30 protein-coding genes and 1 tRNA gene are annotated in these 25,257 nt (G+C 60.2%); 20 read left to right on the top strand and 11 right to left on the bottom strand.

Annotation, left to right across the window (positions count from 1 at the left end):
• Positions 1 to 47: 47 nt before the first annotated feature.
• The 4 genes from ACOQOT_RS07395 to ACOQOT_RS07380 all read left to right on the top strand — a co-directional run bounded on the left by ACOQOT_RS07395 (position 48) and on the right by ACOQOT_RS07380 (position 2,911).
• The gene (locus ACOQOT_RS07395) at positions 48 to 689 is read left to right on the top strand and encodes a glutathione S-transferase family protein (RefSeq protein WP_420561695.1); all 642 of its coding nucleotides are present in this window, start codon (positions 48 to 50) and stop codon (positions 687 to 689) included.
• A 133-nt stretch (positions 690 to 822) separates the two neighbouring features.
• Entirely contained in the window at positions 823 to 1,575 is a 753-nt protein-coding gene (locus ACOQOT_RS07390; protein WP_420561694.1) for a dienelactone hydrolase family protein, read from the top strand.
• Positions 1,572 to 1,979, top strand: a complete 408-nt coding sequence (locus tag ACOQOT_RS07385; protein WP_420561693.1) for a PaaI family thioesterase — start codon at positions 1,572 to 1,574, stop codon at positions 1,977 to 1,979. The genes ACOQOT_RS07390 and ACOQOT_RS07385 overlap by 4 nt, the downstream gene beginning before the upstream one ends.
• Before the next feature lie 101 nt (positions 1,980 to 2,080).
• Positions 2,081 to 2,911: a crotonase/enoyl-CoA hydratase family protein gene (locus ACOQOT_RS07380; RefSeq protein ID WP_420561692.1), complete on the top strand. Its 831-nt coding sequence runs from the start codon at positions 2,081 to 2,083 to the stop codon at positions 2,909 to 2,911.
• Positions 2,912 to 2,983: 72 nt separating this feature from the next.
• On the opposite strand, the gene ACOQOT_RS07375 is transcribed toward ACOQOT_RS07380, so the two are convergent.
• The gene (locus ACOQOT_RS07375; protein WP_420561691.1) at positions 2,984 to 4,705 is read right to left on the bottom strand and encodes an N-acyl-D-amino-acid deacylase family protein; all 1,722 of its coding nucleotides are present in this window, start codon (positions 4,703 to 4,705) and stop codon (positions 2,984 to 2,986) included.
• Positions 4,706 to 4,827: 122 nt separating this feature from the next.
• Between ACOQOT_RS07375 and ACOQOT_RS07370 the strand changes: the two genes are divergently transcribed.
• Both ACOQOT_RS07370 and ACOQOT_RS07365 read left to right on the top strand, forming a co-directional pair.
• The gene (locus tag ACOQOT_RS07370) at positions 4,828 to 5,292 is read left to right on the top strand and encodes an Rrf2 family transcriptional regulator (RefSeq protein ID WP_420561690.1); all 465 of its coding nucleotides are present in this window, start codon (positions 4,828 to 4,830) and stop codon (positions 5,290 to 5,292) included.
• The gene (locus ACOQOT_RS07365; protein ID WP_420561689.1) at positions 5,282 to 5,971 is read left to right on the top strand and encodes a class I SAM-dependent methyltransferase; all 690 of its coding nucleotides are present in this window, start codon (positions 5,282 to 5,284) and stop codon (positions 5,969 to 5,971) included. Before ACOQOT_RS07370 ends, ACOQOT_RS07365 begins: the two co-directional genes overlap by 11 nt.
• Positions 5,972 to 5,991: 20 nt before the next feature.
• On the opposite strand, the gene ACOQOT_RS07360 is transcribed toward ACOQOT_RS07365, so the two are convergent.
• Complete coding sequence (locus ACOQOT_RS07360; RefSeq protein WP_420561688.1) at positions 5,992 to 6,405, bottom strand: VOC family protein; 414 nt, start codon at positions 6,403 to 6,405, stop codon at positions 5,992 to 5,994.
• A 325-nt stretch (positions 6,406 to 6,730) separates the two neighbouring features.
• Between ACOQOT_RS07360 and ACOQOT_RS07355 the strand changes: the two genes are divergently transcribed.
• Positions 6,731 to 7,150 (top strand): VOC family protein, encoded by a 420-nt coding sequence (locus ACOQOT_RS07355; RefSeq protein WP_420561687.1) that lies wholly within the window; start codon positions 6,731 to 6,733, stop codon positions 7,148 to 7,150.
• Between the two features lie 125 nt (positions 7,151 to 7,275).
• Here ACOQOT_RS07355 and ACOQOT_RS07350 read toward each other — a convergent pair whose 3' ends face one another.
• Positions 7,276 to 7,725, bottom strand: a complete 450-nt coding sequence (locus ACOQOT_RS07350) for a hypothetical protein (RefSeq protein ID WP_420561686.1) — start codon at positions 7,723 to 7,725, stop codon at positions 7,276 to 7,278.
• Positions 7,726 to 7,813: 88 nt separating this feature from the next.
• A tRNA-Ser gene (locus tag ACOQOT_RS07345) sits at positions 7,814 to 7,903 on the bottom strand.
• Positions 7,904 to 8,150: 247 nt separating this feature from the next.
• Here ACOQOT_RS07345 and ACOQOT_RS07340 point away from each other — a divergent pair.
• Positions 8,151 to 8,474 carry a hypothetical protein gene (locus ACOQOT_RS07340; protein WP_420561685.1) on the top strand — a complete coding sequence of 108 codons (324 nt, stop codon included), beginning with the start codon at positions 8,151 to 8,153 and terminating at the stop codon, positions 8,472 to 8,474.
• Positions 8,475 to 8,495: 21 nt separating this feature from the next.
• On the opposite strand, the gene ACOQOT_RS07335 is transcribed toward ACOQOT_RS07340, so the two are convergent.
• Entirely contained in the window at positions 8,496 to 9,851 is a 1,356-nt protein-coding gene (locus ACOQOT_RS07335; protein WP_420561684.1) for an MmgE/PrpD family protein, read from the bottom strand.
• Positions 9,852 to 10,168: 317 nt separating this feature from the next.
• On the opposite strand from ACOQOT_RS07335, the gene ACOQOT_RS07330 reads away from it, so the two are divergent.
• The 8 genes from ACOQOT_RS07330 to ACOQOT_RS07295 all read left to right on the top strand — a co-directional run bounded on the left by ACOQOT_RS07330 (position 10,169) and on the right by ACOQOT_RS07295 (position 17,771).
• Complete coding sequence (locus tag ACOQOT_RS07330; RefSeq protein WP_420561683.1) at positions 10,169 to 11,116, top strand: septal ring lytic transglycosylase RlpA family protein; 948 nt, start codon at positions 10,169 to 10,171, stop codon at positions 11,114 to 11,116.
• A 71-nt stretch (positions 11,117 to 11,187) separates the two neighbouring features.
• Entirely contained in the window at positions 11,188 to 12,360 is a 1,173-nt protein-coding gene (locus tag ACOQOT_RS07325; RefSeq protein ID WP_420561682.1) for a D-alanyl-D-alanine carboxypeptidase family protein, read from the top strand.
• A gap of 22 nt (positions 12,361 to 12,382) precedes the next feature.
• Positions 12,383 to 13,030: a dTMP kinase gene (gene tmk, locus ACOQOT_RS07320; protein ID WP_420561681.1), complete on the top strand. Its 648-nt coding sequence runs from the start codon at positions 12,383 to 12,385 to the stop codon at positions 13,028 to 13,030.
• Positions 13,027 to 14,139 carry a DNA polymerase III subunit delta' gene (locus ACOQOT_RS07315; RefSeq protein WP_420561680.1) on the top strand — a complete coding sequence of 371 codons (1,113 nt, stop codon included), beginning with the start codon at positions 13,027 to 13,029 and terminating at the stop codon, positions 14,137 to 14,139. The genes tmk and ACOQOT_RS07315 overlap by 4 nt, the downstream gene beginning before the upstream one ends.
• Positions 14,140 to 14,167: 28 nt before the next feature.
• Positions 14,168 to 15,721, top strand: a complete 1,554-nt coding sequence (gene metG, locus ACOQOT_RS07310) for a methionine--tRNA ligase (protein ID WP_420561679.1) — start codon at positions 14,168 to 14,170, stop codon at positions 15,719 to 15,721.
• Positions 15,718 to 16,515 (top strand): TatD family hydrolase, encoded by a 798-nt coding sequence (locus ACOQOT_RS07305; RefSeq protein WP_420561678.1) that lies wholly within the window; start codon positions 15,718 to 15,720, stop codon positions 16,513 to 16,515. Before metG ends, ACOQOT_RS07305 begins: the two co-directional genes overlap by 4 nt.
• Complete coding sequence (locus tag ACOQOT_RS07300) at positions 16,512 to 17,324, top strand: MBL fold metallo-hydrolase (protein WP_420561677.1); 813 nt, start codon at positions 16,512 to 16,514, stop codon at positions 17,322 to 17,324. The genes ACOQOT_RS07305 and ACOQOT_RS07300 overlap by 4 nt, the downstream gene beginning before the upstream one ends.
• A gap of 3 nt (positions 17,325 to 17,327) precedes the next feature.
• Complete coding sequence (locus tag ACOQOT_RS07295) at positions 17,328 to 17,771, top strand: GNAT family N-acetyltransferase (RefSeq protein ID WP_420561676.1); 444 nt, start codon at positions 17,328 to 17,330, stop codon at positions 17,769 to 17,771.
• A gap of 16 nt (positions 17,772 to 17,787) precedes the next feature.
• On the opposite strand, the gene ACOQOT_RS07290 is transcribed toward ACOQOT_RS07295, so the two are convergent.
• Positions 17,788 to 18,027, bottom strand: coding sequence for a CDGSH iron-sulfur domain-containing protein (locus tag ACOQOT_RS07290; RefSeq protein WP_420561675.1), 240 nt, complete (start codon positions 18,025 to 18,027; stop codon positions 17,788 to 17,790).
• 237 nt (positions 18,028 to 18,264) lie between these two features.
• On the opposite strand from ACOQOT_RS07290, the gene ACOQOT_RS07285 reads away from it, so the two are divergent.
• The 4 genes from ACOQOT_RS07285 (at position 18,265) to ACOQOT_RS07270 (ending at position 20,566) form a co-directional block, all read left to right on the top strand.
• A complete protein-coding gene (locus tag ACOQOT_RS07285; protein ID WP_420561674.1) occupies positions 18,265 to 18,705 on the top strand; it encodes a response regulator in 441 nt (146 codons plus the stop codon).
• Between the two features lie 53 nt (positions 18,706 to 18,758).
• A complete protein-coding gene (locus ACOQOT_RS07280) occupies positions 18,759 to 19,070 on the top strand; it encodes a hypothetical protein (protein ID WP_420561673.1) in 312 nt (103 codons plus the stop codon).
• A gap of 141 nt (positions 19,071 to 19,211) precedes the next feature.
• A complete protein-coding gene (locus tag ACOQOT_RS07275) occupies positions 19,212 to 19,757 on the top strand; it encodes a carboxymuconolactone decarboxylase family protein (RefSeq protein WP_420561672.1) in 546 nt (181 codons plus the stop codon).
• A complete protein-coding gene (locus tag ACOQOT_RS07270) occupies positions 19,745 to 20,566 on the top strand; it encodes an SDR family NAD(P)-dependent oxidoreductase (RefSeq protein ID WP_420561671.1) in 822 nt (273 codons plus the stop codon). Before ACOQOT_RS07275 ends, ACOQOT_RS07270 begins: the two co-directional genes overlap by 13 nt.
• 139 nt (positions 20,567 to 20,705) lie before the next feature.
• Here ACOQOT_RS07270 and msrB read toward each other — a convergent pair whose 3' ends face one another.
• The 5 genes from msrB to ACOQOT_RS07245 form a co-directional block, all read right to left on the bottom strand.
• Positions 20,706 to 21,155, bottom strand: a complete 450-nt coding sequence (gene msrB / locus ACOQOT_RS07265) for a peptide-methionine (R)-S-oxide reductase MsrB (protein ID WP_420561670.1) — start codon at positions 21,153 to 21,155, stop codon at positions 20,706 to 20,708.
• 138 nt (positions 21,156 to 21,293) lie between these two features.
• Positions 21,294 to 21,944 carry a hypothetical protein gene (locus tag ACOQOT_RS07260; RefSeq protein ID WP_420561669.1) on the bottom strand — a complete coding sequence of 217 codons (651 nt, stop codon included), beginning with the start codon at positions 21,942 to 21,944 and terminating at the stop codon, positions 21,294 to 21,296.
• 72 nt (positions 21,945 to 22,016) lie between these two features.
• The gene (locus tag ACOQOT_RS07255) at positions 22,017 to 22,538 is read right to left on the bottom strand and encodes a hypothetical protein (RefSeq protein WP_420561668.1); all 522 of its coding nucleotides are present in this window, start codon (positions 22,536 to 22,538) and stop codon (positions 22,017 to 22,019) included.
• Positions 22,539 to 22,645: 107 nt separating this feature from the next.
• Positions 22,646 to 23,656 carry an ectoine hydroxylase gene (gene thpD, locus ACOQOT_RS07250; protein WP_420561667.1) on the bottom strand — a complete coding sequence of 337 codons (1,011 nt, stop codon included), beginning with the start codon at positions 23,654 to 23,656 and terminating at the stop codon, positions 22,646 to 22,648.
• A 278-nt stretch (positions 23,657 to 23,934) separates the two neighbouring features.
• Entirely contained in the window at positions 23,935 to 25,071 is a 1,137-nt protein-coding gene (locus ACOQOT_RS07245) for a hypothetical protein (protein ID WP_420561666.1), read from the bottom strand.
• Positions 25,072 to 25,257: the final 186 nt, after the last annotated feature.

Here is a 25,257-nt window from a genome sequence, read left to right as displayed (position 1 = left end):
AGCAGAGCCAATTATGAAAATGGGCTTGCACAAAAGAGCCAATCTGAATGGCCAAACAACAGGAGCGCGCAGTGAAATTCTATAATTCCATCGGCCCCAACCCCCGGGTCGTCAAAATGTATATGGCCGAACGCGGCATCGAGGTGCCGTTCGAGGAAGTAGACATTATGGGCGCGGCAAACCGCGCCGAGCCTTACCTGCAAAAGAACCCCGCCGGGCAGCTTCCGTGCCTCGAGCTCGATGACGGCACGATCCTCGCGGAAGTGACGGCCATTTGCGAGTATCTCGATGAGAAAGAAGGCCAGTCCGGCCTCGTCGGCAAAACGCCAGAAGAGCGCGCGGAAACGCGCATGTGGACGCGCCGCGTCGATCTTGGCATTTGCGAGCCGCTGGCGAACGGCTTCCGTTTTTCCGAAGGGCTGGAGATGTTCAAGAACCGCATGCGCTGCCTGCCGGAAGCGGCAGACGGGCTCAAAGCCATTGCGCAGGACAAGCTCGTCTGGCTCGACGGGCAGCTCCAAGGCAAAGAGTATCTCGCAGGCAAACGCATGAGCCTTGCCGATATTCTGCTCTTCTGCTTCCTCGATTTCGGCGTGAGCGTCGGCCAGCCGCTTAAGCCTGAAAACAAGAATGTGCTTGCCTGGTATGAGCGCATGAAGGAACGCGACAGCGCCAAGGCAACGGCCTGATCCCGGCTACTGGTAGAGATGAAGACAAGACGCCGGCCCCGTGCCGGCGTTTTTCTTTGCCAGCTTTTCCTTTGCCAGTGTTTTTCTTTGACAGGAGGCCGCAGCTTTTTAAGCTGCGCGCTGGAGGAGCCATATGCACGAAAAGATCGAGCAGATAAACGGGCCGGGCGGCCAGATCGAAACCTTCACCGTTTGGCCGGAAGACGGCAAGCGCCATCCGCCCATCATTCTTTATATGGACGCGCCGGGCATCCGCGAGGAACTTTACGGCTTTTGCCGCCGCATCGCCGCGCAAGGTTATTATGTGCTTCTGCCGGATCTTTATTACCGGCTTGGACGCAAACGCTTTCCAACGCCCATTCCGAACGATGATGTACGCGAGGAAGTGTTCGATGCCATGTATTCGCTCAACAATGGGCTCATCATGGAAGACACGCGCGCGCTGCTCGATTTTCTCGACACGAATGTAAACGCCGCGTTCGGGCCTGCCGGCTGCATCGGCTATTGTATGAGCGGGCAATATGTGGTCTCCGCGGCGGGCACGTTTCCCGACCGCTTTGCCGCCGCCGTCTCGCTTTACGGCGTTGGCATCGTCACGGATAAGGAAGACTCGCCCCATCTTCTGGCTCCCCGCATCAAGGCAGAGCTTTATTTCGGCTTTGCCGAAACCGACGCCTGGGTGCCGGATAACGTCATTCCGGATTTAAAAGAGGCCTTGGAGAAAAACAACGTGCCTTACCAGCTCGACATCTGGCCCGGCACGGAACACGGCTTCTGTTTTCCCGAACGCCCGCTTTATAAGGCCGATGCGGCAGAGGCCGTTTGGGAGAAAGTCTTCGATCTTTACCGGCGCCGTTTGCCGCAACCTGAAGGAAATACCAAGTGAGCGACAGCGATCTGCGTCCGGAAGACCAGACATGGGAATCTCCCGCCGCCGTCACCCTCGGCAAGAAAGTCATTTCCGTGGAGCCCGGCCGGGTGAAGGCCTCTTATTATGCAGGCGAAAACTTCATCAACCGGGGCGGGCGCATCTATGGCGGTTTTCTTGCCGCCATGCTGGACGGGCTCTGCGGTCATGCGGTGCGCAGCACCCATGAGGTGCCGGGCACGCCGCAAGTGACGCTGGAAATGAAAACGAGTTTTCTGGGCGCAGCCGGCGTCGGTGAGCTGCACGGCGAGGGCTGGGTGCGCCACCGGGGCAAATCCATCGCCTTTGCCGAAGCCGAGCTTTTCACGCCCGAAGGCGTGCTTGTTGCGCGGGCAAGCGCCACGTTCAAAATCGGCAAGTAGTTTTCAAGGCGGCAAAGCGGCAGCGACGCTGCGGCATTTGCGCGAACCTTGCCACTCGCCTAATCTGCCGCCAATAAACATTCAACAGGGTGGAGACAAAGATGAGCGACCGCGTTTCGCTGAAAATCGAAGAGGGTGTGGCCGATATCCGGCTGGTGCGTTCGGACAAGATGAATGCGCTCGATCCGGCCATGTTCCAGGCCTTGCTGGAGACGGGTGAGAAGCTGAAAAGCGATCCGTCCGTGCGTGTTGCCGTTATCTCAGGCGAGGGCCGGGCCTTTTGCGCCGGACTCGACATGGGCAATTTCGCCAAGATGAAAGAAGGCGGCAGCGGCAAAGGCTCGAACCCGGCTGCCGGCAGCGGGGAAGGGCGGCTTGAAAAGCGCACCCAGGGTATTGCCAATGACGCGCAATATGCCGCCTGGATCTGGCGCGAGGTGCCGGTGCCGGTGATCGCCGCCGTTCACGGCGTTGCTTTCGGCGGCGGCTTTCAGGTGATGCTCGGCGCGGATATCCGCTATGTCGCGCCCGACACGAAGCTTTCCGTCATGGAAGTCAAATGGGGCCTCGTGCCCGATATGGCGGGTACGCAGCTCATGCGCCATCTTGCCCGTGAAGATATCGTCCGGGAGCTGAGCTATACGGGCCGTATCTTCTCAGGTGAGGAAGCCTTCAACTATGGTTTCGCCACACGCGTCGCAAAAGACCCGCTCGCCGAGGCGCTGGCGACGGCAAAGGAAATCGCCGGCAAGAGCCCGGATGCCATCCGCGCCATGAAGCGAATTTACAATGCCGCGCCTTATGCGACGGCGGCGGACGGGCTTTTGATGGAATCCATCGAGCAGGACAAGTTGATCGGCTCGCCGAACCAGATCGAATCCATCATGTCGAACCTGGAAAAACGCCCCGCGAAATTCAAAGACGCGGGCTGAAACCGGACCCTACCGAAAAAGAAAAGGGAGAGGCCCGGCCTCTCCCTTTTTTCGTTTCGCCCTCTTTGACGGTCAGGCTGCAGCTTGCGGGCCGCGCAGTAATTTGCCGGGCAGGGCGCCTGTCGGCTTGCCATTTTCCATCACGACCTCGCCTTTGACGATGGTCGCCACATAACCTTCCGCACCCTGGAAGAGACGGCGGCCCGAGGCCGGCAGGTCGAACACCATTTCCGGCGGCGGGCAGCTCAGGTTGTCAAAATCGATGACGTTGATGTCGGCCCGCATACCCGGCGCAATGACGCCCCGGTCAAACAGCGCATATTGCTCGGCCGTGTCTTTCGTTTGAATGCGCACGATCTGCTCGAGTGGCAGCTTGCGCCCGCGCTTTCTGTCCCGCACCCAGTGGGTGAGCATGAAGGTCGGCGTTGCCCCATCGCAAATCGCGCCGCAATGGGCGCCCGCATCCGCGAGGCTCAAGCCCGTCTGCGGATGTTCGAGCAGTTCCTCGATGGCGGAAAAGTCATTGTCCGAATAGCCGAAGAGCGGGAAATAGAGCAGCGCCTCACCGCCATTCATCATCATCGCATCGTAAGCGATTTCCTTGGCGCTCTTGCCTTCACGCATCGCAATCGCGGCAATGGAATCTTCCTGGGCCGGTTCGTAATTTTCCTCGACGCCCATCGGATACATCTTGTGGAAGGAGCCGGTGACGAAATTGCCGAAATCCCCGAGATTGGGATTGCTGTCCGCCAGGATGGCGGCTTTCACCGCCGGGTCTTTCAGCTTTTCGATCCGCTCCTTGATCGGCAGCTTGGCAAGCTTTGCATATTCCTTATGCGCGATGAAGGGATGAACGGAGGTCTGCCAGCCCATCAGGATACCGACCGGGCGGCCCGAATGCTGGCCGCGCAGATTGGTCACGCCTTCGGCGCGCGCCTTGTCCAGCATCGCCAGCAGCTTCTTGTAAAGATCGGGCCGCTCGTCGATCTGCTGCAGGTTGAAGGTCACGGTGCGGCCCGTCTTGCGCGCCATTTCCAGCATCCACTCGAATTCCTGGTCCATGTCGCGGTGCGTCGCCGAAATCTGGAAGACGCCGGTTCCCGCTTTTTCCAGCGCATCGCCGATCGCAAAAAGCTCATCCTTCGCCGCGAAGGTGCCGGGCACCGGATTGCCTTCCAGCGTGTTGTGCAAATCCGTGCGCGAGGTGGAAAAGCCGAGCGCGCCCGCCTTGATCGCCTCATAGGTGAGCTTGCTCATTTTTTCCATGTCTTCGGCGGTCGCGAATTCATTATCGACGCCGCGCTTTCCCATCACATAGACGCGCAGCGCGCAGTGCGGCATCTGCACGCCCACATCCATGGTGAAGCGGCGTTTATCGAGCGTATCCATATATTCGGGAAAGGTCTCCCATTCCCATTTGATGCCCTCATGCATGGCAACGCCGGGAATGTCCTCCACCGCTTCCATGAGGTCGATGAGATCGTCCCGCTGCTCCGGCTTCACCGGCGCAAAACCGACGCCGCAATTGCCCATGACGACGGTGGTCACGCCGTGGAGAGAGGAGGGGGTGAGATAAGGGTCCCAGGTCGCCTGCGCATCGTAATGCGTGTGAATGTCGACGAAGCCCGGCGTTACCAAAAGCCCGCCGGCATCGATCTCGCGCGTGGCCGTGCCCGTGACCTGACCCACGGCGGCGATCTTGCCGTCCTTCACCGCAATGTCACCGGTAAAGGCGGGCGCGCTCGTGCCATCGACAATCTTGCCGCCTTTGATGATCAGATCGTAATCCGCCACAGCTCTCTCCCTTAGCCATCCATCTTTTTGTTGGCGGGTATTCTACACAAAATCACCCAAGGGAAAGCAGGTCATTCCTCTCAAGATTGACGCTACTCGTTTCATGTAATATTATTAGTTACATGAAACGAGACAGCAAACTCTCCGGCATCCTTCACGTTCTCCTCCACATGGCGGAGCACGATGGACCGGTCACCTCCGAAACACTTGCCAAAGCCATGGGAACCAACCCGGTCGTTATCCGGAGGGTGATGGCGGGCCTGCGCGAACGGGGATATGTACGCTCGGAAAAAGGCCATGGCGGCGGCTGGCAGCTCGCCTGCGATCTATCTGCCGTCACGCTGCTGGATATTCACAAAGCCGTCGGCGGTGCCTCGCTTCTTGCCATCGGCAACCGGACGGAAGCGCCGGGCTGTCTTGTCGAGCAGGTGGTGAACGCTGCTCTCAATCAGGCTTTTAGAGATGCCGAGGCCCTGCTGCTTGCCCGGTTCGGTGACGTCACGCTCGCCGCTTTAAGTGCCGACTTTCACAAACGGCTTGCCAAAATCGGCGGCCCTTACCGCCTGGACACCGCTCATGCAGAATGACGAATTGCTCGCCAATTTCTCCAATCCGGACGTGATCGCGCGCTACACGCAAGGCCCGCCCCGCTATATGCCGGGTTATGCCGACATGCAGCGCATGACAGGCGTCTTGCTCGCGGAGAAAATACCCGAAGACGCGCAGGTTCTGGTGCTGGGCGCGGGCGGCGGACTGGAACTGAAGGTTTTTGCGGAGACTTATCCCGGCTGGAGCTTTGACGGAGTGGACCCTGCGCCGGACATGCTCGGTCTTGCCCGGCAAACGCTCGGCCCTCTCAGCTCCCGCGTACGCTTACATGAAGGTTATATCGACGATGCGCCGGAAGGCCCGTTCGATGCGGCGACATGCCTTCTCACACTGCATTTTCTGGCGCCGGAGGAACGGCGGCGCACGATGGAGGAAATCCGCCGCCGTCTGAAACCCGGCGCGCCCTTTGTCGCCGCGCATAGCAGTTTTCCGCAAAGCGAGGCTGAGCGGCCCATCTGGCTCTCCCGTTACGCCGCTTTCGCCGTTGCCTCGGGCGCAGACCCGGAGGAGGTGGAAGGGGCGCGCGGCGCGGTCGAACGTTCCCTCAACACGCTGACGCCCGAAGAGGACGAGGCGCTACTCGAAGCTGCCGGTTTTTCTGATATCGAGCTTTTCTATGCCGCCTTTACCTGGCGCGGCTGGCTTGCCGCCGCATAATGGCCGGATACTGGCGCTGATCAGGACAAAAGCGGGTTGGGGTGTTTTGCCTCCAGCCCGCCGCTCCCATAGGGGCGGGTAAGGATCTCGAGCAAATGGCCGTTCGGGTCTTTGAAGTAAACACCGCGCCCATCGTCCCAATGATTGATCTCGCCCGGCTGTTTCTGAAAGGGATCGGCCCAATAGCTGAGACCGCGCGCCTTCAGCCGCGAGAAAATCTCGTCGAACTCCGTTTCGCTTACCAGAAACGCGAAATGGCGTGAGGAGATGGGATCTGACGTTTCCATCACGTCGAGCGATGTATCGTCCACCTGCACCACCGCAAAGGGAGGCAGCATGACATGGGGCTCGAGCCCAAGGATGCTTGTCATGAACTCGGCGGTTTCAACTTGGTCGCGCGCGTGGATGATCGTGTGGTTGAGTGTAACGGTCATAATCCTGGGCCTCCTGTAGCTCCCCTCCCAGGTTCCGGCTGCCTACCGAAACTTGACGCCCCGCTGCGCCGGCCAGCATACTCACTCTGTCGAAAAAGTCAGGCCGGTCTGGTTGATCCGTCCCGTTGTTCCGGTTGCGCAACTCGCTCTCTCCGGACAATGCACTGGCGCTCGAAGGCGTGCCTTCGTTCAGTCCCGCGACATTGCCGCTGGCCGCACGGGCGGGCGGGGATGGCGCGTGGAAACTTCCTCCCCATTCCCTGCTGCCCGGCGCGCTCAGATCAACCGGGCGTCTCACGCCCCTGACAACGGGACAAGAAAACACATGAAACAAGCACTGACACTTATCACCCTTGCGGTGGAAGACCTTCCCCGCGCGCTCGCCTTTTACAGGGACGGGCTCGGCTGGACGCCGAGCTTCACCGCCGACAATATCGCTTTCTTTCAGATGAACGGCTTTGCCTTTTCGCTTTTCAAACAGGACGAGATGGCAAAGGAACTCGGCCGTGACATCGCCGTGCGGCGCGGCGGCATTGCGCTTGCGCATAACGTCGAAAGCCCGGAGGCGGTCGATGCACTCTTAAGCGAGATCCGCAAACTGAAAGGCGGCGCCATTCTCAGTGAGCCGGTGAAACGGGAGTGGGGCGGTTATTCCGGCTATTTCGAAGACCCGGACGGCCATGCCTGGGAAGTCGCCTGGAACCCTTACTGGACAATGTCGCCGGAAGGCTTCGTGACGATTTAACTCTGATATTTGCGCCGGCGGAGCCTTTTGAGGGCTCTGCCGGGCAGCGCCAATACAGCCCAAAAACCCGTCCGTGTAATCTGGCAGAATGGGCAGGGGAGCATATCGATATCGTCAAGCTGCTTCTACACCCAGGGTGTTTCAAAAAACACTTCCGCTACCAAATTAATGGCTCGTCGCGCATCCCTTTCATGGACTTCTCGCGAACAGTAATGACCATCCACAGTAACGGCCGGGCCTTTCGACAAATTAAAATGCACCAGCGCATTCCGCCGCAAACGTAACCATTCTAGATCCGATACGCGGCCCGAATACTTAAAGGCCGCTTTCATGCCTCCCTCGAAGCGGTCGTCTAGCTCTACTTCACGTAGATGCGCATCAATGATTGTACAAGCCAAAATTATTGTGGCTACAAATGCGCCAGCACAAAAGGCCGCCTGTAGGTCGATCAACAGGCCCGTCGCATGCTCACCAACAACATATCCACCGCCTCGCTGTTCGACATCAAACTCGGTCTCAAACCAAGCACGTCGTTCTTCCCAAATTTCAACAGACGGATGCTCGATCTGGTCCATGCTACCGCACGCGATTTGAGGAGGGATTCCGACTACCCATATCTCCACAACTTGATAACAACTTGGCGGAATCGGTGTTACAGCACATTGGCGGAGGGGGTGGGATTCGAACCCACGAGACGGTTCCCCGCCTGCCGGTTTTCAAGACCGGTGCCTTCAACCACTCGGCCACCCCTCCAAAGGCCCGCCACGGATGCGGGGCTGGTTGCGCGCCCCGGCGGTGCGGCAGGCTATATCACAGGCAAAGCGGGCTTGTCCTCCCCCTTTTGGCCCGCTCTCAGGCGAAAAAACACCTCAAAAACAAGGGCTTCGGAAACAAATCATTGTTGTTTTGCGGGGGGCAGGCTTTTTTGCCAATATGCAGCCAAAGAGGTACGCCCATGTTAAGGCGGCCCTCAGGGGGGAAATGATCAAGAGTAGTACCGATGGAGTTCAATCTTACTGAGTGGTGGGTCCCGGCAATCGCGATGATGGTGCTGGGGCTGTACATCGCCCGTTCCTTTATTACCGAATATAGGTTGCCCACACCGGAGACGCCGGTCGCCACCCGCTCGCTGAGCAGCGCGGCGGCAGACGCTGCCGAAAGTGATGCGGCACAGGAAAGCGGCAGCGAAGAGAGCGGCGGTAAGAAAGCAAAGGCCAAGAAGAAGCGCAGCTTCCTCTGGCGCACGAGCTGGCTCTGGGGTCCGCTCCTCATCGGCGCGGCAGCCCAGCTCTATCTGACGCATATTGCGGGCATCAGCGGCTAAGGCGTTTCAGGCCCGGCTGCTTCAGACGATATCGAGAACCGGCAGCGCGCTGCCCGGCTGGGCGAGGGCGAGAATATCTTCGATCAGCCGGTCCGGCTCCGCAATGCCGCCATGGCGCATGAGCATGGCGGCTTTCTCGATCATTTCATCCCGCTCGAGCGGGGCTTCCGGGTCGCCCTTTGCGCTTTTGCGGGTCTCTTCCAGCACCTCGCCGGATTTCAGATGCACGCGCACCGCGCTGCCCCAGGAAATGGGGTAGGCGCCGTCATAAGGCTGGGCGGCGCGCAGTTCCACGCGGGCGGCCAGCGCGCGGGCATGATCGCGCTCTTCGGGTCCGAAGGCTTCGAAATCCACCTTGTCCCGCAAAAGCGCCACGGCCACCGCGTGCTGGAGCGAGAATTTCGCGTCGTAATCGGTATCCGGGGAAGGGCGGTCGCAAACATCGATGGCCGCCTGATAGACATCCGCCTCGACTTTCACGATGTCTTCTGCCGCCGCGCCGGCCGCTTTCAGCCGCGCGCGCAGCCCGCCCGCCGCATCGATGGCCGGATGGGTGTGACGGCAGGAGGGCCAGGGCTTGATCGAGGTGAGCGTCAATTGCCAGGGCGCACCGGCGTCGGCAAGCACCGCGCCGGGTTTTGCATCCGGGCAAGCGGCGCGGAAAAAACCTTTCTCGCCTTCCAGGATTTTCGGCGGGCCGGTAAAGCCGACTTTTGCAAGTTCTGCGGCGCGCAGGCCCACTTCCGCCGCATGGCCTGCATGAAGATGCTTCGTCATGGCGCCGGTTTCCAGAAACTGCCACAGGCCCGAGGACTGGCTGCCCGCATTGCCGAGCGCATGCACGGTTTGCGCTTCGCTGAGGCCCAGAAGATGCGCGCCCGCCATGGCCGAGCCGAAGGGCCCGCAGGTCGCCGTGTTGTGCCAGATTTTATAATGGGCAGCGCCCACGGCCATGCCGACCCTGGTTGCCGCTTCAAAGCCGTGCAGAACGGCGGTCAGAAACGCCGGGCCCTCCGCCGCAGCGCCGGGGCGGGCGGTAAGCGCCCAGGCAGCAGGCACCACGACACAGCCCGGATGAACCACGGAAGTGCGGTGAAGATCGTCGGTTTCCAGAATGTGGCAGAGCGCGCCCATGAGAAAAGCCCAGCGCCCGGCATCCGCCCCGCTATTGCCGGAGAGAGCCTCATTCCACCAGGCAAGGAGCGTGCGGCCGGGCTCTGAGTTTCGCCCGCCCAGAATGTTGGCCACCGCGTCGAGGACGAAAAGCGCGGCCATATCGAGATCGCGCGGGCCGACGGGCTTTTGCCGGACAAGGCGGGTCAGGCCTGCGGTTAGGCTATCCGGCAGGTTTTCTGCGGGTTTGGCTGTCTTACTCATGCGGTTCTTATAGGGGCAAAGGAGCAGGGCGTCATCCGGGCTCTTTGAACGGTGGATTTTCCCCCGAATGCGCGGAGAAGCCGACTTTTCCCCGCCCACCGGTTTTGAGATAGAGTAAGGACGTGGTGACTTTCTTTCTGTATGATTCGAGTGTTCATGCGGGCCGGGCCGCTTTCAGGCGGCCTGACGGGGGCCAAGCAGGAGACAAGAGCGCGATCATGAGCTTATCTGGCAAGGCGGGTTCGGCGGCGTTATCCGGCTCGGGGGGGGCGGCACGCCTCTTCCAGAGCCGATGGGTATTTTTCCCGGTTTTGATTGTGGCAGCAGCGCTTTTCCTAAGCGGCTGCGCCGAAACACAGCTTGGCACCCATGTCGCCAAGTCGGTGATGCGGGACGGCCAGCCCTCGGGCGCAGGCGGCGTTTACAAGGTCGGCTCGCCCTATCAGATTTTCGGCGTCTGGTATTATCCCGCCGAAGACGAGACTTACGATTCCACGGGTATCGCCTCCTGGTACGGGCCGCAATTTCACGGCAAGCCGACCGCGAATGGCGAAATCTTCGACATGAACGCGATCAGCGCCGCGCACCCCACTTTGCCCATGCCGGTGCTGGCGCGGGTGACGAATTTGGAAAACGGGCGCTCGCTCGTCGTGCGGGTCAATGACCGCGGCCCCTTCGCCAAGGGGCGCGAGATCGATCTCTCGCGCCGGGCCGCCGAACTTCTCGGCTATCTGAAACAGGGCACCGCAAAAGTGCGGGTACAATATCTCAGCCGCGCGCCGCTGCCGGGCGAGCCGCCGGTAAGAGTGGTCTCGGCGAAAGAAACATTCGTCATGCCGGCGCCCGAGACACCGGCTGAGGCACTGAAACCCGTACCTACCGGCAATGTGCAGACGGCGGCCCTTGCAGGCAGCCAGGCCGTAACACCGAAAGCCACGATGGCGCCGATCTCGTCCGCGCCCACCGACGGGATGCAGCCCATCCGGGACGATCCCGTTTCCCCGCAGCCAGGCGTCGATGTCGTGCCGGTGGCAGGGCCCAACCAGCTCTACGTTCAGGCCGGCGCGTTCTCCAGCATCGAGAATGCGCAGCTCGTGAAAAGCGAGCTTGCCGCGCTCGGTGATGTGACCGTCACACCGGTCAATGTCTCGGGGCGCACGCTTTACCGCGTGCGGGTTCCGGCCAATAACGTGGAGATGGCCGACACGCTGCTCAATAGCGTGGTCGATAAAGGACATCACGGCGCCCGCATCATTGTGGAATAAGCGCCGACTTTCTAAACTCCCGGCTTGCAAGCCGGGCTCACGGCACCGGACAGCTATCGGGCAGGAGTATTATGATCCGTTCCTACATTCAGGCGGCACGCATTTCGTTTCTCGCATTCACCGTTGCGGCTTTCGCCATGGCCGCAGGCGCTACTGGCGCCTACGCCTCCTTTGAAACCAAGGCGGAATATGCCGTTCTCATGGATGGGGAAACCGGCGCCATTCTCTACGAGAAAAAAGGCGACGAGCTGATGAGCCCGGCCAGCATGTCCAAGCTCATGACCATGACCATGCTGTTCGAGGCGCTGAAGGAAGACCGGATCAGCCTTGAGGATGAATTCACGATCTCCGAAAATGCCTGGCGCAAGGGCGGGGCGGCGTCCGGTTCCTCGACCATGTTCGCGAAAGTGCATTCGCGTATTCCCGTGAAGGACCTGATCCAGGGTGTCATCGTGCAATCGGGCAATGATGCCTGCATCGCCATTGCCGAAGGGCTGAAAGGCTCCGAGGCCGCGTTTGCCGAAGCGATGACCGACCGCGCACGGGAACTGGGCATGGAGAAAGCGACCTTCGCCAATTCTACCGGCTGGCCCGACCCGGACCAGAAAATGACCGCGCGGGAACTCGCGATCCTTGCCCGCCACATCATTTACGATCTGCCTGCATATTATCCCTATTTCGCGGAAACCGAGTTCACCTGGAACGGTATCACGCAGCACAACCGCAACCCGCTTCTCTATCTCGGCATGAATGTGGACGGGCTCAAAACCGGCCACACAGAAGATAGCGGCTATGGCCTTGTCGCCTCCGCCGAGCGGGGCGACCGGCGGCTCATTATGGTGGTGAACGGGCTCGGCTCGGAGCGCGAGCGCTCGGAAGAAAGCCAGAAGCTGATGGAATGGGGCTTCCGCGAGTTCAAGGAATACGATCTTTATGCCGCAGGCTCGGTGGTTGAAAACGCCGATGTCTGGCAGGGCGTCTACGACAAGGTGCCGCTCGTCGTCACCGAGGACGTGACGATCATCATGACGCGCGACGCGCGCAAAGACATGAAAGTCACCGCCGAGTGGAACGGCCCTCTGCAGGCGCCGATCACCGCAGGTGAGCAAGCGGGCACACTCGTCGTCACCGCGCCCGACATGCCGACACGGCGCATTCCGCTTGTGGCGGGAGCCGATGTCGAGCAGCAGGGCCTTTTCGGGCGCGCTGTCGCTTCCCTCAAACAAATGATCATGGGCCAATAAAGGGTCCAGCGAGCGGGGGCCAGTGAGCGGAACGCGCGGGCATTTCATCAGCTTCGAAGGCGGCGAAGGCGCCGGCAAGTCGACGCAAATCGCGCGCCTTGCCGAGTGGCTTTCCGAACGCGGCATCGATGTTATCAAAACCCGCGAGCCCGGCGGCTCTCCCGGCGGTGAGGTGATCCGCAAACTCCTGGTGGAGGGCGATGCGGACCGCTGGGACGGCAAAACCGAAGCGCTTTTGCATTTCGCCGCCCGGGCCGACCATCTGGCGCGTACCATCCGCCCGGCGCTGAAAGAAGGCCGCTGGGTACTCTGCGACCGTTTCGCGGACTCATCCATGGCCTATCAAGGTTATGGGCATGGGCTCGGCCCCGCTTTCATTCAAACCCTCTATGATCTTGTGGTGGGGGATGAGGGACCGGAACTCACGCTGATCTTCGATCTGCCGGTCGAAGAGGGCCTGAAGCGGGCCGCGTCGCGCGCTGGCGGCGAGGACCGCTATGAAGGCATGGACAAAGCCTTTCACGAACGCCTGCGCGCCGCCTTTCTCGACATTGCCGCCAAGGCGCCGGAGCGCTGTGTGGTGATCGATGCGGGACAAGACATGGATGCGGTGACAGCGGCGATGATTGCCGCGGTCACGCGCCATTTCGGTCTGAAGGAGACGGCATGAGCGAGCTACCGGAAGCCGACCGGCAGGGCGATCTTCCCGCACCGCGCGAGACAAGCGAGTTGATCGGCCAGGAAAAAGCTGAAGCTGCTTTTCTCGATGCCTATATGAGCGGGCGCATGCATCACGCCTGGCTGCTGACGGGGCCTAAGGGCGTCGGCAAAGCGACGCTTGCCTACCGCATGGCGCGCTTCGTCTTGAAATACGGCGACCCGGAAACGGCGAAAGCAATGGGCGTATCGAGCCTGCAGATGGATGAGGCCGATCCGACTTTCCGGCAAATCGCCGGGCTCGGCCATATGGACCTTCTGCTGCTGCGCCGCCCGGCAGACGAGAAAACCAAGAAGCTGAAAACCGTTATCCCGGTAGAAGAAGTCCGCCGCACGGCCGGGTTCTTCGGCAAGAGCGCCGGGGGCGGGGGCTGGCGTGTGGCAATCGTCGATAGCGCCGACGAGATGAACGCCAATGCAGCGAACGCGCTTTTGAAAGTGCTGGAAGAGCCGCCCGCCAAAAGCCTTTTCATTCTGATTTCCCATCAGCCGGGGCGCTTGCTACCAACCATCCGCTCGCGCTGCCGCAAACTGCCGTTGACGCCGCTCGCGCCCGAAGCGATTGACCGCATTCTGGCGCAACACGCGCCCGATCTTGCCCCGGAACAGGCCGCCCTTGTTGCCGCGCTATCGGAAGGCAGCGCGGGCCGGGCGCTTTCCATTGCCGCTGCAGGGGGCATCGAGCTTTACACGCAAATGATGACGGTGCTTGCCAGCCTGCCGCGGCTCGACATTAAGGCGCTCCATGCTTTTGCCGATATGGCTGCGAGGCGCGGGCAGGACGACAAATTCGATATGGCGCTGGAACTCCTCGGCGACTGGGCGGCCCGGCTGGTGCGCACGCTCTCCCAAGGGCCGGACAGCACGACGCTGCCCCGCGAGGGCGAACTTGCCGCGCGGATCGGGCAAAGCGGCGGCCTTGATCGCTGGGTTGAGGTATGGGAAAAGATCGGCGCTATGGCCGCCCGGGCGAACGCGCTCAACACCGACCGCAAGCTGGTGATTTTGAACGCTTTTTCGCTGATCGAGGCGGCCTCGCGTGGATTGACGGTCCGGGCCTGAGCCCGGCCACAGCAAGTAAAGTTCAGATATGACGGCTCCCAAAGCCTTTTACATCACGACGGCGATTTCCTATCCCAATGGCCCGCCCCATATCGGCCATGCCTATGAAGCGATTGCCACGGATATTCTGGCGCGCTTCAAGCGGCTGGACGGGGTCGATACCTATTTCTTGACCGGTGTGGACGACCACGGGCAGAAGATGGTGCAGACCGCCAAGGAGCGCGGCGTGAGCCCGCAAGAGCTGGCCGATGAAATGGCGCCGCTCTTCAAAAAAATGTGCGCCGTTCTGAACATCTCCAACGACGATTTCATCCGCACGAGCGAGCCGCGCCATATTCTAGCGGCGCAGACGCTGTGGGAAAAGCTGGCCGCGAAGGGCGATATCTATCTCGATAAATATGCCGGCTGGTACTCGGTGCGCGACGAAGCCTATTACGGCGAAGACGAGCTGAGCGACGGGGACGACGGCAAGAAATATGCGCCGACGGGCACGCCGGTCGAATGGATCGAGGAGGAAAGCTATTTCTTCCGTCTCTCCGCCTATGCGGACCGGCTGCTGGAGCTTTACGAAAAGCACCCGGATTTCATTCTGCCCGAAACGCGGCGCAATGAAGTCGTTGCCTTCGTGAAGCGAGGGCTCAACGATCTGTCCATCTCGCGCACCAAGATCGATTGGGGCGTGCCGGTGCCGGGCGATCCCAAACACGTCATGTATGTGTGGGTGGACGCGCTGACGAATTACATCACAGGCGTCGGCTATCCGAATGTGGAATCGGAAAGTTTCAAACATTACTGGCCGGCCGATGTGCATATTATCGGCAAGGATATCGTGCGCTTCCACGCGATGATCTGGCCGGCGCTTTTGATGGCCGCCGAGATCGATCTGCCGAAACGCATTTACGGCCACGGTTTCCTTTTCAACCGCGGCGAGAAAATGTCGAAGTCGGTGGGCAATGTGATCGATCCTTTCACGATCACGCAGACTTATGGCACCGATCAGATCCGCTATTTCTTCGCCCGTGAAGTGCCGTTCGGCCAGGACGGCAGCTACAGCCATGAGACGGTGGTGAACCGCATCAATGCGGACCTTGCCAACGATCTGGGCAATCTGGCGCAGCGCTCCTTGTCGATGATCGCCAAGAACCTGGAGGGCAAGGTGCCGGAGCCGGGCGCACTGACGGCGGAAGACAAAGCCATTCTGGACCAGGCCGGCGCCATGCTGGACGCCGCGCGCGTTCATATGGACGGCCAGCAGATCCATCAGGCGCTTGGCGTCATCTGGGACACGGTGGCCGAGGCCAACCGCTATTTCGCTGGCCAGGAGCCTTGGGCGCTGAAGAAAACCGATCCGGCGCGCATGGGCACGGTGCTCTATGTCACCGCCGAGGTGATCCGCCGCGTCGCCATTCTGGCCCAGCCGGTGGTGCCGAGCGGGGCGGCGAAGCTACTCGACCTTTTGGCCGTGCTGCCGGAAGCGCGCAGCTTTGCCAGCCTCGATGCTGAGCTTGTGCCGGGCACGGCGCTGCCCGCGCCGAGCGGCGTTTTCCCGCGTTTTGTGGATGAGGAAAAGGGGCAGGCATGAACCTTCTCGTCGACAGCCATTGTCATCTCGATTTCAAGGATTTCGACGGCGAGACCGACGCCATCGTCAAGCGGGCGGGCGCGGCCGGCGTCGGCCTGATGGTGACGATCGGCACCAAGGTGACGGAATTCGACAAGGTACTCGCCGTGGCCGAGCGCTATGACAACATCTTCTGCACCGTGGGCATTCACCCCCATGAAGCGGAAAGCGAGCCGGAAGTAGATGCGGCGCGGCTGATCGAGCTTTCCCGCCACCCGAAAGTCGTCGGCATCGGGGAAACCGGGCTCGATTATTATTACGAGCACAGCCCGCGCGAGGCGCAGCAGAAGAATTTCCGCTCCCATATCTGGGCGGCGCGGGAAACGGGACTGCCGCTCATCGTCCATACCCGCGAGGCGGATGCGGACACGGATCGCATTCTTTCCGAAGAAATGGCCGAAGGCGCCTTTCCGGGGCTTTTGCACTGTTTCTCCTCCGGGCGGGCGCTGGCCATGAAGGCGGTCGATCTCGGGCTTTATATTTCCCTCTCCGGCATTCTGACCTTCAAATCAGCCGAGGATATCCGCCAGACGGCGGCGGATGTACCGCTCGAGCGGCTGCTGGTCGAAACGGATTCGCCTTATCTGGCCCCCGTGCCCAAGCGCGGTAAACGCAACGAACCTTCCTTTGTCGTCCATACCGCAGCCAAGCTCGCCGAAATCAAAGGCCTGGGCGAGGGCGAGCTTGCCGGGGTGACGACCGATAATTTCTTCCGGCTCTTCACGAAAGTGCCGCGCGAGGCACTGGCCGCATGACGCTGAAAGTAACGATCCTGGGCTCCGGCTCCTCGGGCGGTGTGCCGCGCATTGGCGGCCATTGGGGCGCGTGCGACCCCAATGAACCGAAGAACCGCCGCCGCCGCTGCTCCATCCTTCTGGAACGCTGGGAAGATGATCCGGCCAAGAAGACGGTGGTGCTGGTCGATACCTCGCCGGATATGCGCGAGCAATTGCTCGATACGGGCGTCGAATGGCTGGACGGGGTGCTGTACACCCATGAACATGCCGACCAGGCGCACGGCATCGACGATCTGAGAATGGTGGCGATCAACAGGCGCCGGCGGGTCGATGTCTATATGGACGGGCCCACCTCGGACGTGCTCACGAGCCGCTTCGGCTATTGCTTCCAGTCGCCGGAAGGGTCTTCCTATCCGCCGATCCTGCACGGCCATCTCATCAAGGTGGGTCAGCCGGTGACGATCGTGGGCGAGGGCGGGCCGATCACCGCGCTGCCCTTCGATCAGGATCATGGGGCCATTCGCTCTCTCGGCTTCCGGATCGGCCCTTTCGCTTATTCCAGCGATCTGGTGGACTTGCCGGAAGAAAGTTTCGAGATGCTGGAAGGCGTGTCGTGCTGGGTGGTGGACGCGCTGCGCTACACGCCGCATCCGACCCATTCCAATGTCGAGACGGCGGTGGGCTGGCTGAAACGGCTGGCGGTGCCGCACGGTGTGCTCACCAATCTGCATGTCGATCTCGACTACCAGACCTTGAAGCGGGAACTGCCGGAAGGCATCGAGCCGGCCTATGACGGGATGGTGCTCGAGTTTGAGAATTATGGTTAACAGATGAGCATAAGCTTTTGGGAACAGGGTGATTTTGAAATTTCCACCAATCCCGAAAGGCTCGATAAAGACCGGATTCTCACCAATCTTCGCGCCACTTACTGGGCAGCGAAAAGCTCACCTGAAAATCTTTGGCTAAGCATCTGTAATTCCAGAGTTTATGGCGTTTACCATAGATCCGAAGGCCAAGTAGGCTTCGGCCGCGCGGTGACGGACTATGCGCGCTTTGCCTGGATCTCGGATATCTATATCGAGGAGGCGTATAAGGGGCGGGGGCTCGGCAAATGGCTGATGACCTGCATCCTCGCCGACCCCCAGCTTGCCACCGTCAACCGCTGGATGCTGGCGACAGATGACGCGCACGGGCTTTACCGCCAGCACGGGTTCGAAGCGCTGGAGGCGGCGGACGCGGCAAAAGTGATGCAGCGGCGCCGGCCGCTCGCCTAGGAGTTCCGCTCAGATTTTACGGCAGTCTCTTATGAGCGCCGTCACAGAAGGGTGCACGGGAGGTCTGCTTGCACTGGCATAGCCAGACCTTCTGATCCTTCTCGGCCTTATAGGCGAGGGGCTCGATGCCGCTGCCTTTGTGGGAGCCGTCGCAGAGCGGCTGCTTCTTGGAAAGCCCGCATTGGCACCAGAAATAGGTCTTGCCGGCCTGAAGTTCCATCTCTGCCGGTTCGCGTGCGGCCACTTGCGGTTCCATGAATGTCCTCCCTTGAGAATGCGACTTAGCACCGGCTGCCAGAGCGCTGAAAAAGCAAAATTTACCACGCCCGGAAACCAGCTCTTTACCGGTCCTGGCGCATCACTGATCTGTCACAGTGAGTGGTGCAACGCCGTGCCCGGAAGCCGTCCAAAAACATCGCAGTCATCCGGTTATACTGCCGCCGGGCAGTGGAACGTCCTGCTATGTCTCGGCGATCTTACGGTGCGCCCGCTGATGCGCGCAATTTGCCGCGCGAGCGATTTCGATCACGTCTATGAGACGGAAACCGCCAAGGACGCGTTCCGGACCATGCTGATCGACGAAAAACCCGTGGATGTGGTGATTTGCGGGCCGCTCACCCATGTGGATACGGGGTTGAAGCTTGCCCGGGCCATCCGTAAATCCTCCACCGAAGAAATCCGCCGCCTGCCCATCATCATGGTGAGCACTTCCGCCGTGGTCGAAGACATTGTCGCAGCGCGCGATGCAGGCGTGACGGAGTTCCTGACCCTGCCGGTTTCCTCCGAAATGCTGATGACGCGCATCGCCCATTCGATCGCCCATCCGCGCGAGTTTGTGGCGACGGGCAGCTATGCGGGCCCGGACCGCCGCCGCCTCGGCCTGCCGCGCAAAGGCGAGGAGCGCCGCAAAAGAGCCCCGGATTCCGGCCTTTAGAGCCAGTTTCGGCGAACAATTCCCCGGCTCTTTCGTTTTCTAAAGAGAACGACATGACGCTGGAGGAAGATATGGACCTCGCAGAACTGATCGACGATGCCCGGGAAAGGGGCTTCACCACCAATTTCGCCGTGAAAAAAGACAAGCTGACCTGCGATGAAGGCCGCTGCACCTTCGCATTGCCCGAACTGAAGCTGATCGACAGCCAAAGCGTCGATTGCGGCACGGATCCGGGCGATGAGGCCACGCTCTATCTCATCGAAACGCAGCGCGGCGACCGCGGCTATTTGGTACTGCCTTATGCGCCGGAAGCCGACCCCGACAAGACGGAATTCGTCGACGCACTTTTGAAAAAAGCCGGGTGAGGGGCATTTCTGCCTCAGGCGGCGGTGCCCGCCGCGTGCCTTAATGTGTAAGCCCTGGGGCAGAACGCCCTCATTCTCTCTATTCTCTTCCGTTTCTCTCTGCCAAGCTGCGCCCAAAGCCTAAATCAGGGAGAAGACGAAATGAGAGTGAATAAAGCGCGGATCCAACCGCTCGACCCGAAGGATATGAGCGAGGACACGCGGGAGATCGCCGCCAAGGCCGGCAAAGACCTCAATATCTTCCGCACCATGGCCAACCACCCGAAAATGCTGAAGAAGTTCCTCGTTTACGGGGGCTATATCCTGGCAGGCTCGACCTTGCCGGCACGCGAGCGCGAGCTCGTCATCCTGCGTATCGGCTATCTCTGCCAGGCGGGCTATGAATGGACACAGCATGTGCGGATCGCCCGCGAGGCCGGGATGAGCGATGAGGAAATCCGCTCCTGTGTGAGCGGGCCGCAAACGCCGGATCTCAGCGCCGCCGACAAGGCGCTTTTGCAGGCAACGGACGAGCTGCATCACGACCAGCATATCAGCGACGCGACCTGGGCCGAGCTTGCCAAGCATTTCAGCGAGCAGCAGATGATGGACATGGTGATGACGGCCGGCCAGTACACGATGGTCTCCATGGCGCTTAATTCCTTCGGCGTGCAGCTTGAGGAAGGTGAGGTGCAATGGAACGTGTGAAGCCCAGCGACGGCGGGCGGCTGGCCGGGAAAATCGCCATCGTCGTCGGCGCCGGCCAGGCGCCGGGCGAAGGGCTCGGCAATGGCCGGGCGACCGCCATGCGCTTTGCAGAGGAGGGCGCAGAGGTCCTTCTGGTCGACCGTAATTTTAAATCTGCCGAGGAAACACTTGATTTGATTGAGAAATCAGGCGGCAAAGGCGCGGCGCTGGAAGCTGATATCTCGGTTGAAGACGATTGCCGGGCGATTGCCGAAGCGTGCCTGAAAACCTATGGCCGCATCGATATTCTGCATAACAATGTCGGTATCGGCCATGTAGCGGACCAGGATGCGGTCTCCATGGACGAGGAAATCTGGGAGCGCATCTTCCGGGTGAACATGAAAGGGATCATGCTGGTCTGCAAACACGTGCTGCCGGCAATGATCGAGGCGCGATCCGGCGTCATCACCAATATTTCCTCGATCGCCGCCATTTGCACGCCGCCGCAGCTTTTCGCCTATAAATCCTCGAAAGCCGCGCTGAATGCCTTCACACAGGCCATGGCGCTGAAATACGCCTCAAAGAACATCCGCGCCAACGTGATCATGCCTGGGCTGATCGAAACGCCCATGGCAACGGAGCAGCATGTCAGCGGCGAGGAACGGCAAAAGCGCAACGAGATGCGCAACAAGGCGGTGCCGCTCGGCCGCCAGATGGGCAACGCCTGGGACATTGCCAACGCATCGCTGTTTCTCGCTTCGGACGAGGCGCGCTTCATCACCGGCGTGCTTTTGCCCGTGGACGGGGGCCAGTCGGCCCGGACCGGTTAAGGGCGCTTTTCTGCCGGTTCCGGTTTCTGCCGGTTCCGGTATTATTTATTTTCCATAATATATATTATGCGCCAAATAGATGTTGGAAGTTCTCTGGATCATGGCCGGTTTTGAAGGCCCTTGACTGCTAGCCGTCGCCTTATTCCGCTGCCTTGCCAAACAGCACTAGAAGGTCGCCATAGCCTTCGGCGGCCATTTCTTCGACGGGAATGAAACGGATCGAGGCGGAATTGATGCAATAGCGCAGGCCCGTTTCCGGCGGCCCGTCGGGAAAGACGTGGCCGAGATGGCTGTCGGCGCCGCCCGAACGCACTTCGACCCGGACCATGCCATGGCTCGTATCTTTCAGCTCATTGATTTCCGCCGTGTCCAGCGGGCGCATGAAGCTCGGCCAGCCGCAGCCGGAATCGAATTTGTCCTTGGAAGAGAAAAGCGGCTCGCCGGAGACGATATCGACATAGATCCCTTCCCCCTTGTGATTCCAATATTCATTGGAAAAGGGGCGCTCGGTTCCGTTTTCCTGCGTCACCCGGTATTGCTCGGGCGTCAGGCGGCGAAGGGCCTCGTCGGTTTTTTTGTAAGGGCTCATGGGGGCTCTCCTTCAGCTCTGCTTTTCCCGGATGCTAGTGCCGCAAAGGCCGCCCCGGCAAGTCACAGCCGATAACAAAACGCCGAAGCCGGAGGAGGTCTCCGGCTCCGGCGCCATTGCCGAAAACATGACGTGCGCTCAGCTAGAAGCGGCAGCGGTCTTCGTCTTCATCTCCAGAATATTCAATTTGGCGGCATTGACGGATTCGATCACGAAATCCGAAATGGCTTTGCCGCCTGCCTGCTGGATCGCGGGCCCGGCACTGTCGCAGCCCAGAACTCCGTCATTAACGCCATGCGCCGCGCCCCTTGCCTGGCCTTGGCTTGCCAGACCGCCATGGCCGGAAACCGCAACAATCCCCTCAACTTCCACATCGACTGTGATGGCGCCGGTAAAGAGCCCCTGCACCACGCCGAATTTGGCGCCCATATTGCCCTGATAAACGATAATCTGCGCATCGAAATTCTGCTTACGCAGCTCTTCGGGCGGCAGCACGGCAGGCACGAATTTCACATTCTGGAAGGATTGAGAAAAGGCAGATTGAGCGGCCGAGACATAAGCGCCGTCGAAATTCGTCGGGAACGACCAGGCATTGCACGTCCAGCCCGTAGTCTTGATTTCCTTATTCCAGCCGCCGGTTTGCAAATAAACCGCGTAATTACCGGGCGTTTTCGTCTGCGAGGCGAATTGGGTGGGAGAAATGTTCGGCGCCGATACCGTGACATTGCTGGTGCATGCCGCTGCAAACAGCATGGCGCCAGCGCCAAGCGCGCGTAGCCAGAAACGCATAACCTGTCCTTTCAGATAATTCATTCAGTCAGCAAGGCTTGCGGGCCGGAGATGGCAGGCCCGCCGCTGTGCTTAAGGATCGACAACCTGGATGCCTTGCGGGCGGTTGATCTGGGTCGGCAAATGGTCGGCGGGCAACACCCGCTGATACCCGCCGGAATTTTGCACCATAACGCGGGCGCCCGGCGGCAGCTGGCTTTCACCCTCGCCGATCTCCTGGACGATGGTTAGCGTCACACCACTTTCAAGCGTGACGACATATTCGATGCCCTGGCGGTCGTTCATTGCCTGCTCTGCCATGGCGCCGGCCACGGCGCCGACAAGCAGCCCCGCCCCTACAGCCCAAGCTTCACCCGAGCCGCTGCCGATATAGGAACCGGCCCCGGCCCCGGCTGCCGCACCGACAAGCGCCCCGGCACCGGAATTTTCGCCTGTCACATCGACCACCCGGCTTGCCACGACAGTGCCGAAGGACACTGCGCTGCTTTTGCCGACTTCGCTGTGATTATAAACATTCTGGCTCTGGCGCTGCGCGCAAGCGGCCAAAAATACCGCGCAGACAAGCACGGTCAAAACGGATTTGAGTGATTTCATAATAATCCCCTGAAGCCCTCACCCCATCATAAGGTTTCCGTTTTAGCGGGCAACAGGAAAGTAAGGCGGGTGGACCCGGCTGGGCGCCGGGCCCTGTTTCAAAGGCCCTATTGCCGCGACATTTGGGCGGCGGCGGGCTCTTTCATGAAGTGCCCCTGCCCTTGGCGCTGCTGATAGGCCTGCCTCTGATGAGCCGCGACGCCGGGCGTTTCGATGACGGGGCGCAGCGGTTCGATGTTTTTGCGTGTGGCCAGATATTCGGGCCGCGGTGCGTTTCCGCAGAACGGTGCGACGGGCTTATTTTCCACGCTGTTGCAAACGAAGAAGAGGTTGCGGCGCGGATAAGGCGAGAGATTGTTCGCCGAGGCGTGAAGCGTATTGCTTTCGAAAATCACCAGCGAGCCCGCCGGTCCGCGCGGTGCTACAATGCCTCCCTTCTGCGTGAGTGCCCGTAAGTCCCGTTCCGCCGGCACGCCCAAGGTCTGAGACTTCAGCGATTCTTCCCAGTTCTTCGGCGGCGTGATGCCGGTGCACGGAACGAAGGTTTTGTGCGAACCGGGGATCAGCATCAAAGGCCCGTTGAAAACATTATTCTCCGTCAGCGTGATCGAAAAACTGACGCAGCGCGGGCGCGGCATGCCGTCTTCCGCGTGCCAGGTTTCGAAATCCGAATGCCAGTTGAACCCGCTGCCGCGGAAAGCCGGTTTATCGTTGATCCGCGATTGATGGATATAAACGTCGGAACCGAGCAACTGGTGCGCGATATCCAGCAAACGAGGATCTCGGCTCAGCCGGTCGAAACGTTCCGACAACTTGTGAATGGCGAAGATGGACCGGATTTCGCCGGTGTATTTCTCCGTGACGGTTTCTTCTCTCTGCTTGATGGCCGGGTCTTTCGTATAGCCATCGAGGTCTTTGAGAAAACCGTTCACCTCGCTCTCGGTCAGAAAGCTTTCGAGAAAGAGAAAGCCGTTTTCCTTGAACGAATGCACTTCATCCGGCCGCAGTGGCCCCTTCCCATAAAATGCCGGATGCCCGTACACAACCGGGTCCGGCCGCGCGAAAGGTTCGATCCGTTCCTTCGTTCTGGTTGGATATAGATCTTTGAAATACGTCAAGATAACTCCTCCATCGGATTATGGCGGGCCTCGGCATCACGCATGAAGGAAGAACCGGGCCGCGCATCTGATGACACCCAACCCTGCCGTGAGAACGCACCGGATCATCCGGTGTTCCTTGGTCACTCGTTCTCGGTGGCAGTGTCTTTGGTACCGGCAACTGCCGGTCAAGAGCTGAGCAGGTGGTGCCTGCCGGGGCTGGTCTTATGGGCCGCAGGTGGGCCCGGCCAGCCGGGATTCAATATGCGCCTTGCAAATTACTGTCAAGCAGCCGTCGCTTAGTAGCGCAGAATCGCGCCGGCCATCCCCTCTTCCGGGAGCCGCTCTTGCGGCACGACAAAAATGTCGCCGCCATGAGCAAGGGTCTGGCGCGCCATGACATTGCGCAATAGCGAGACGGCTTCTTCTTCCGCGTTTTCTTTGTTGTTCGGCCCGCGCGTGCCGGGCGAGGCGCGCTCGTCCTCGGCAAGAAGCAATGTATCGATGCGCCCATTGCGGGCCATATCGACAATATCCGATTCCAGAAGACATACGCTCTCATCGCCCCGCTCGTGCCCGGCGGCAAGACGGTCCAATGCTTCGTCGATCGGGCGCACCAGAACTGGTTCAGCGAGCGGCCAGACATGCGAGAAAACATCCGCTTCGTTCATGCCGTGATAGGCCTTATCCACGCCTTCCTGCATCAGCCCCGGATGCCGGGTGAATTTGCGGTAATAGCCGAGCAGATTGGGATCGCCTAGTGCGATGAGCGGCGCATGAATGCCGGAGAGATACTCATCCACGGCATTCGCCGCGCCGTGCACATATTGCTCGATCTGCACCTGATGATAGTCCTCGGGACTATCTCCCTGGCTGTGATGCTGAACCCCGGGCGTGCCCGCACTGCCCCGGCTGGAGGAGTGAAACCCGACATCGGCAGGCAATTGCGTTTGCCCTCTGATCGCACCGAAATTCGGCATGTTGAGTTGATCGATACAGGTGCAGCCGGATTTATCACAGCGGAAGAGATGGCTTTCCTTGAGGCTGAGCGCGACCGTATAGAAGGTGCCGTGCGGCTCGAGCGCCGGGAGAAGCGGCGCGATGTGATAGCGGCCGCCGACCGCTACTTCTTCTCCAACATTCAGCGGTAACTGAAAGAGTTGGAACCCCTCTTCGGAAAAGAAGATCGCCGCGCCTTTCGTTTCCGGCCCTTCGAAGAGCCGCGCTTTTTCAAGCTGTGCCCAGGCGTTTTCAAACACGCCCGCGCGGTACGCCCCGCTCTCTTTCGCTTTTTCCTCCGCCAGCCGCATGAGTTTCTTCAAACGGATGCGGTTCTTTTCTTTTTCATCCGGCAAGGTGCGGACGGGAAGAAAAAGAGAAACCGCAAGATTGAATTCGAGAGCGGCGAGTTTTTTCAATTCGTGTTTCAGAACCATGGAAATCTCCCTTCGGTACTCCTGAGCCTGCAATCGGCTCGTCCGGGAGCGGTGCCCTTTCCTATAGAACGATAGGCGGCAAGTGCCGTTCCACGCGGGCGGCGCGCATTCACGATTGCGGAACGCAAGCGTCTGGAACAGGCGGGCATACGGATCGTTTCTTAGAAAACCTTCCGAGAAACAAGC

The sequence above is a fragment of the Tepidicaulis sp. genome, assembly GCF_965222285.1.
GTDB lineage: Bacteria > Pseudomonadota > Alphaproteobacteria > Parvibaculales > Parvibaculaceae > Tepidicaulis.
The sequence above is the reverse complement of the archived record's forward strand: the minus strand, read 5'-3'. Positions and strand labels throughout refer to the sequence as shown.

Coding starts and splice junctions, on each gene's coding strand:
- ACOQOT_RS07280 (WP_420561673.1), top strand. CDS start 18,759: ATGACGCTGGAGGAAGATATGGACCTCGCAGAACTGATCGACGATGCC.
- ACOQOT_RS07290 (WP_420561675.1), bottom strand. CDS start 18,027: ATGGAACCGCAAGTGGCCGCACGCGAACCGGCAGAGATGGAACTTCAG.
- metG (WP_420561679.1), top strand. CDS start 14,168: ATGACGGCTCCCAAAGCCTTTTACATCACGACGGCGATTTCCTATCCC.
- ACOQOT_RS07285 (WP_420561674.1), top strand. CDS start 18,265: ATGCGCGCAATTTGCCGCGCGAGCGATTTCGATCACGTCTATGAGACG.
- ACOQOT_RS07275 (WP_420561672.1), top strand. CDS start 19,212: ATGAGAGTGAATAAAGCGCGGATCCAACCGCTCGACCCGAAGGATATG.
- ACOQOT_RS07270 (WP_420561671.1), top strand. CDS start 19,745: ATGGAACGTGTGAAGCCCAGCGACGGCGGGCGGCTGGCCGGGAAAATC.
- ACOQOT_RS07360 (WP_420561688.1), bottom strand. CDS start 6,405: ATGACCGTTACACTCAACCACACGATCATCCACGCGCGCGACCAAGTT.
- ACOQOT_RS07315 (WP_420561680.1), top strand. CDS start 13,027: ATGAGCGAGCTACCGGAAGCCGACCGGCAGGGCGATCTTCCCGCACCG.
- ACOQOT_RS07255 (WP_420561668.1), bottom strand. CDS start 22,538: ATGAAATCACTCAAATCCGTTTTGACCGTGCTTGTCTGCGCGGTATTT.
- ACOQOT_RS07295 (WP_420561676.1), top strand. CDS start 17,328: ATGAGCATAAGCTTTTGGGAACAGGGTGATTTTGAAATTTCCACCAAT.
- ACOQOT_RS07370 (WP_420561690.1), top strand. CDS start 4,828: ATGAAACGAGACAGCAAACTCTCCGGCATCCTTCACGTTCTCCTCCAC.
- ACOQOT_RS07355 (WP_420561687.1), top strand. CDS start 6,731: ATGAAACAAGCACTGACACTTATCACCCTTGCGGTGGAAGACCTTCCC.
- ACOQOT_RS07395 (WP_420561695.1), top strand. CDS start 48: ATGGCCAAACAACAGGAGCGCGCAGTGAAATTCTATAATTCCATCGGC.
- ACOQOT_RS07380 (WP_420561692.1), top strand. CDS start 2,081: ATGAGCGACCGCGTTTCGCTGAAAATCGAAGAGGGTGTGGCCGATATC.
- ACOQOT_RS07325 (WP_420561682.1), top strand. CDS start 11,188: ATGATCCGTTCCTACATTCAGGCGGCACGCATTTCGTTTCTCGCATTC.
- ACOQOT_RS07260 (WP_420561669.1), bottom strand. CDS start 21,944: ATGCGTTTCTGGCTACGCGCGCTTGGCGCTGGCGCCATGCTGTTTGCA.
- msrB (WP_420561670.1), bottom strand. CDS start 21,155: ATGAGCCCTTACAAAAAAACCGACGAGGCCCTTCGCCGCCTGACGCCC.
- ACOQOT_RS07245 (WP_420561666.1), bottom strand. CDS start 25,071: ATGGTTCTGAAACACGAATTGAAAAAACTCGCCGCTCTCGAATTCAAT.
- ACOQOT_RS07340 (WP_420561685.1), top strand. CDS start 8,151: ATGGAGTTCAATCTTACTGAGTGGTGGGTCCCGGCAATCGCGATGATG.
- ACOQOT_RS07350 (WP_420561686.1), bottom strand. CDS start 7,725: ATGGACCAGATCGAGCATCCGTCTGTTGAAATTTGGGAAGAACGACGT.
- ACOQOT_RS07335 (WP_420561684.1), bottom strand. CDS start 9,851: ATGAGTAAGACAGCCAAACCCGCAGAAAACCTGCCGGATAGCCTAACC.
- ACOQOT_RS07300 (WP_420561677.1), top strand. CDS start 16,512: ATGACGCTGAAAGTAACGATCCTGGGCTCCGGCTCCTCGGGCGGTGTG.
- ACOQOT_RS07305 (WP_420561678.1), top strand. CDS start 15,718: ATGAACCTTCTCGTCGACAGCCATTGTCATCTCGATTTCAAGGATTTC.
- ACOQOT_RS07390 (WP_420561694.1), top strand. CDS start 823: ATGCACGAAAAGATCGAGCAGATAAACGGGCCGGGCGGCCAGATCGAA.
- ACOQOT_RS07365 (WP_420561689.1), top strand. CDS start 5,282: ATGCAGAATGACGAATTGCTCGCCAATTTCTCCAATCCGGACGTGATC.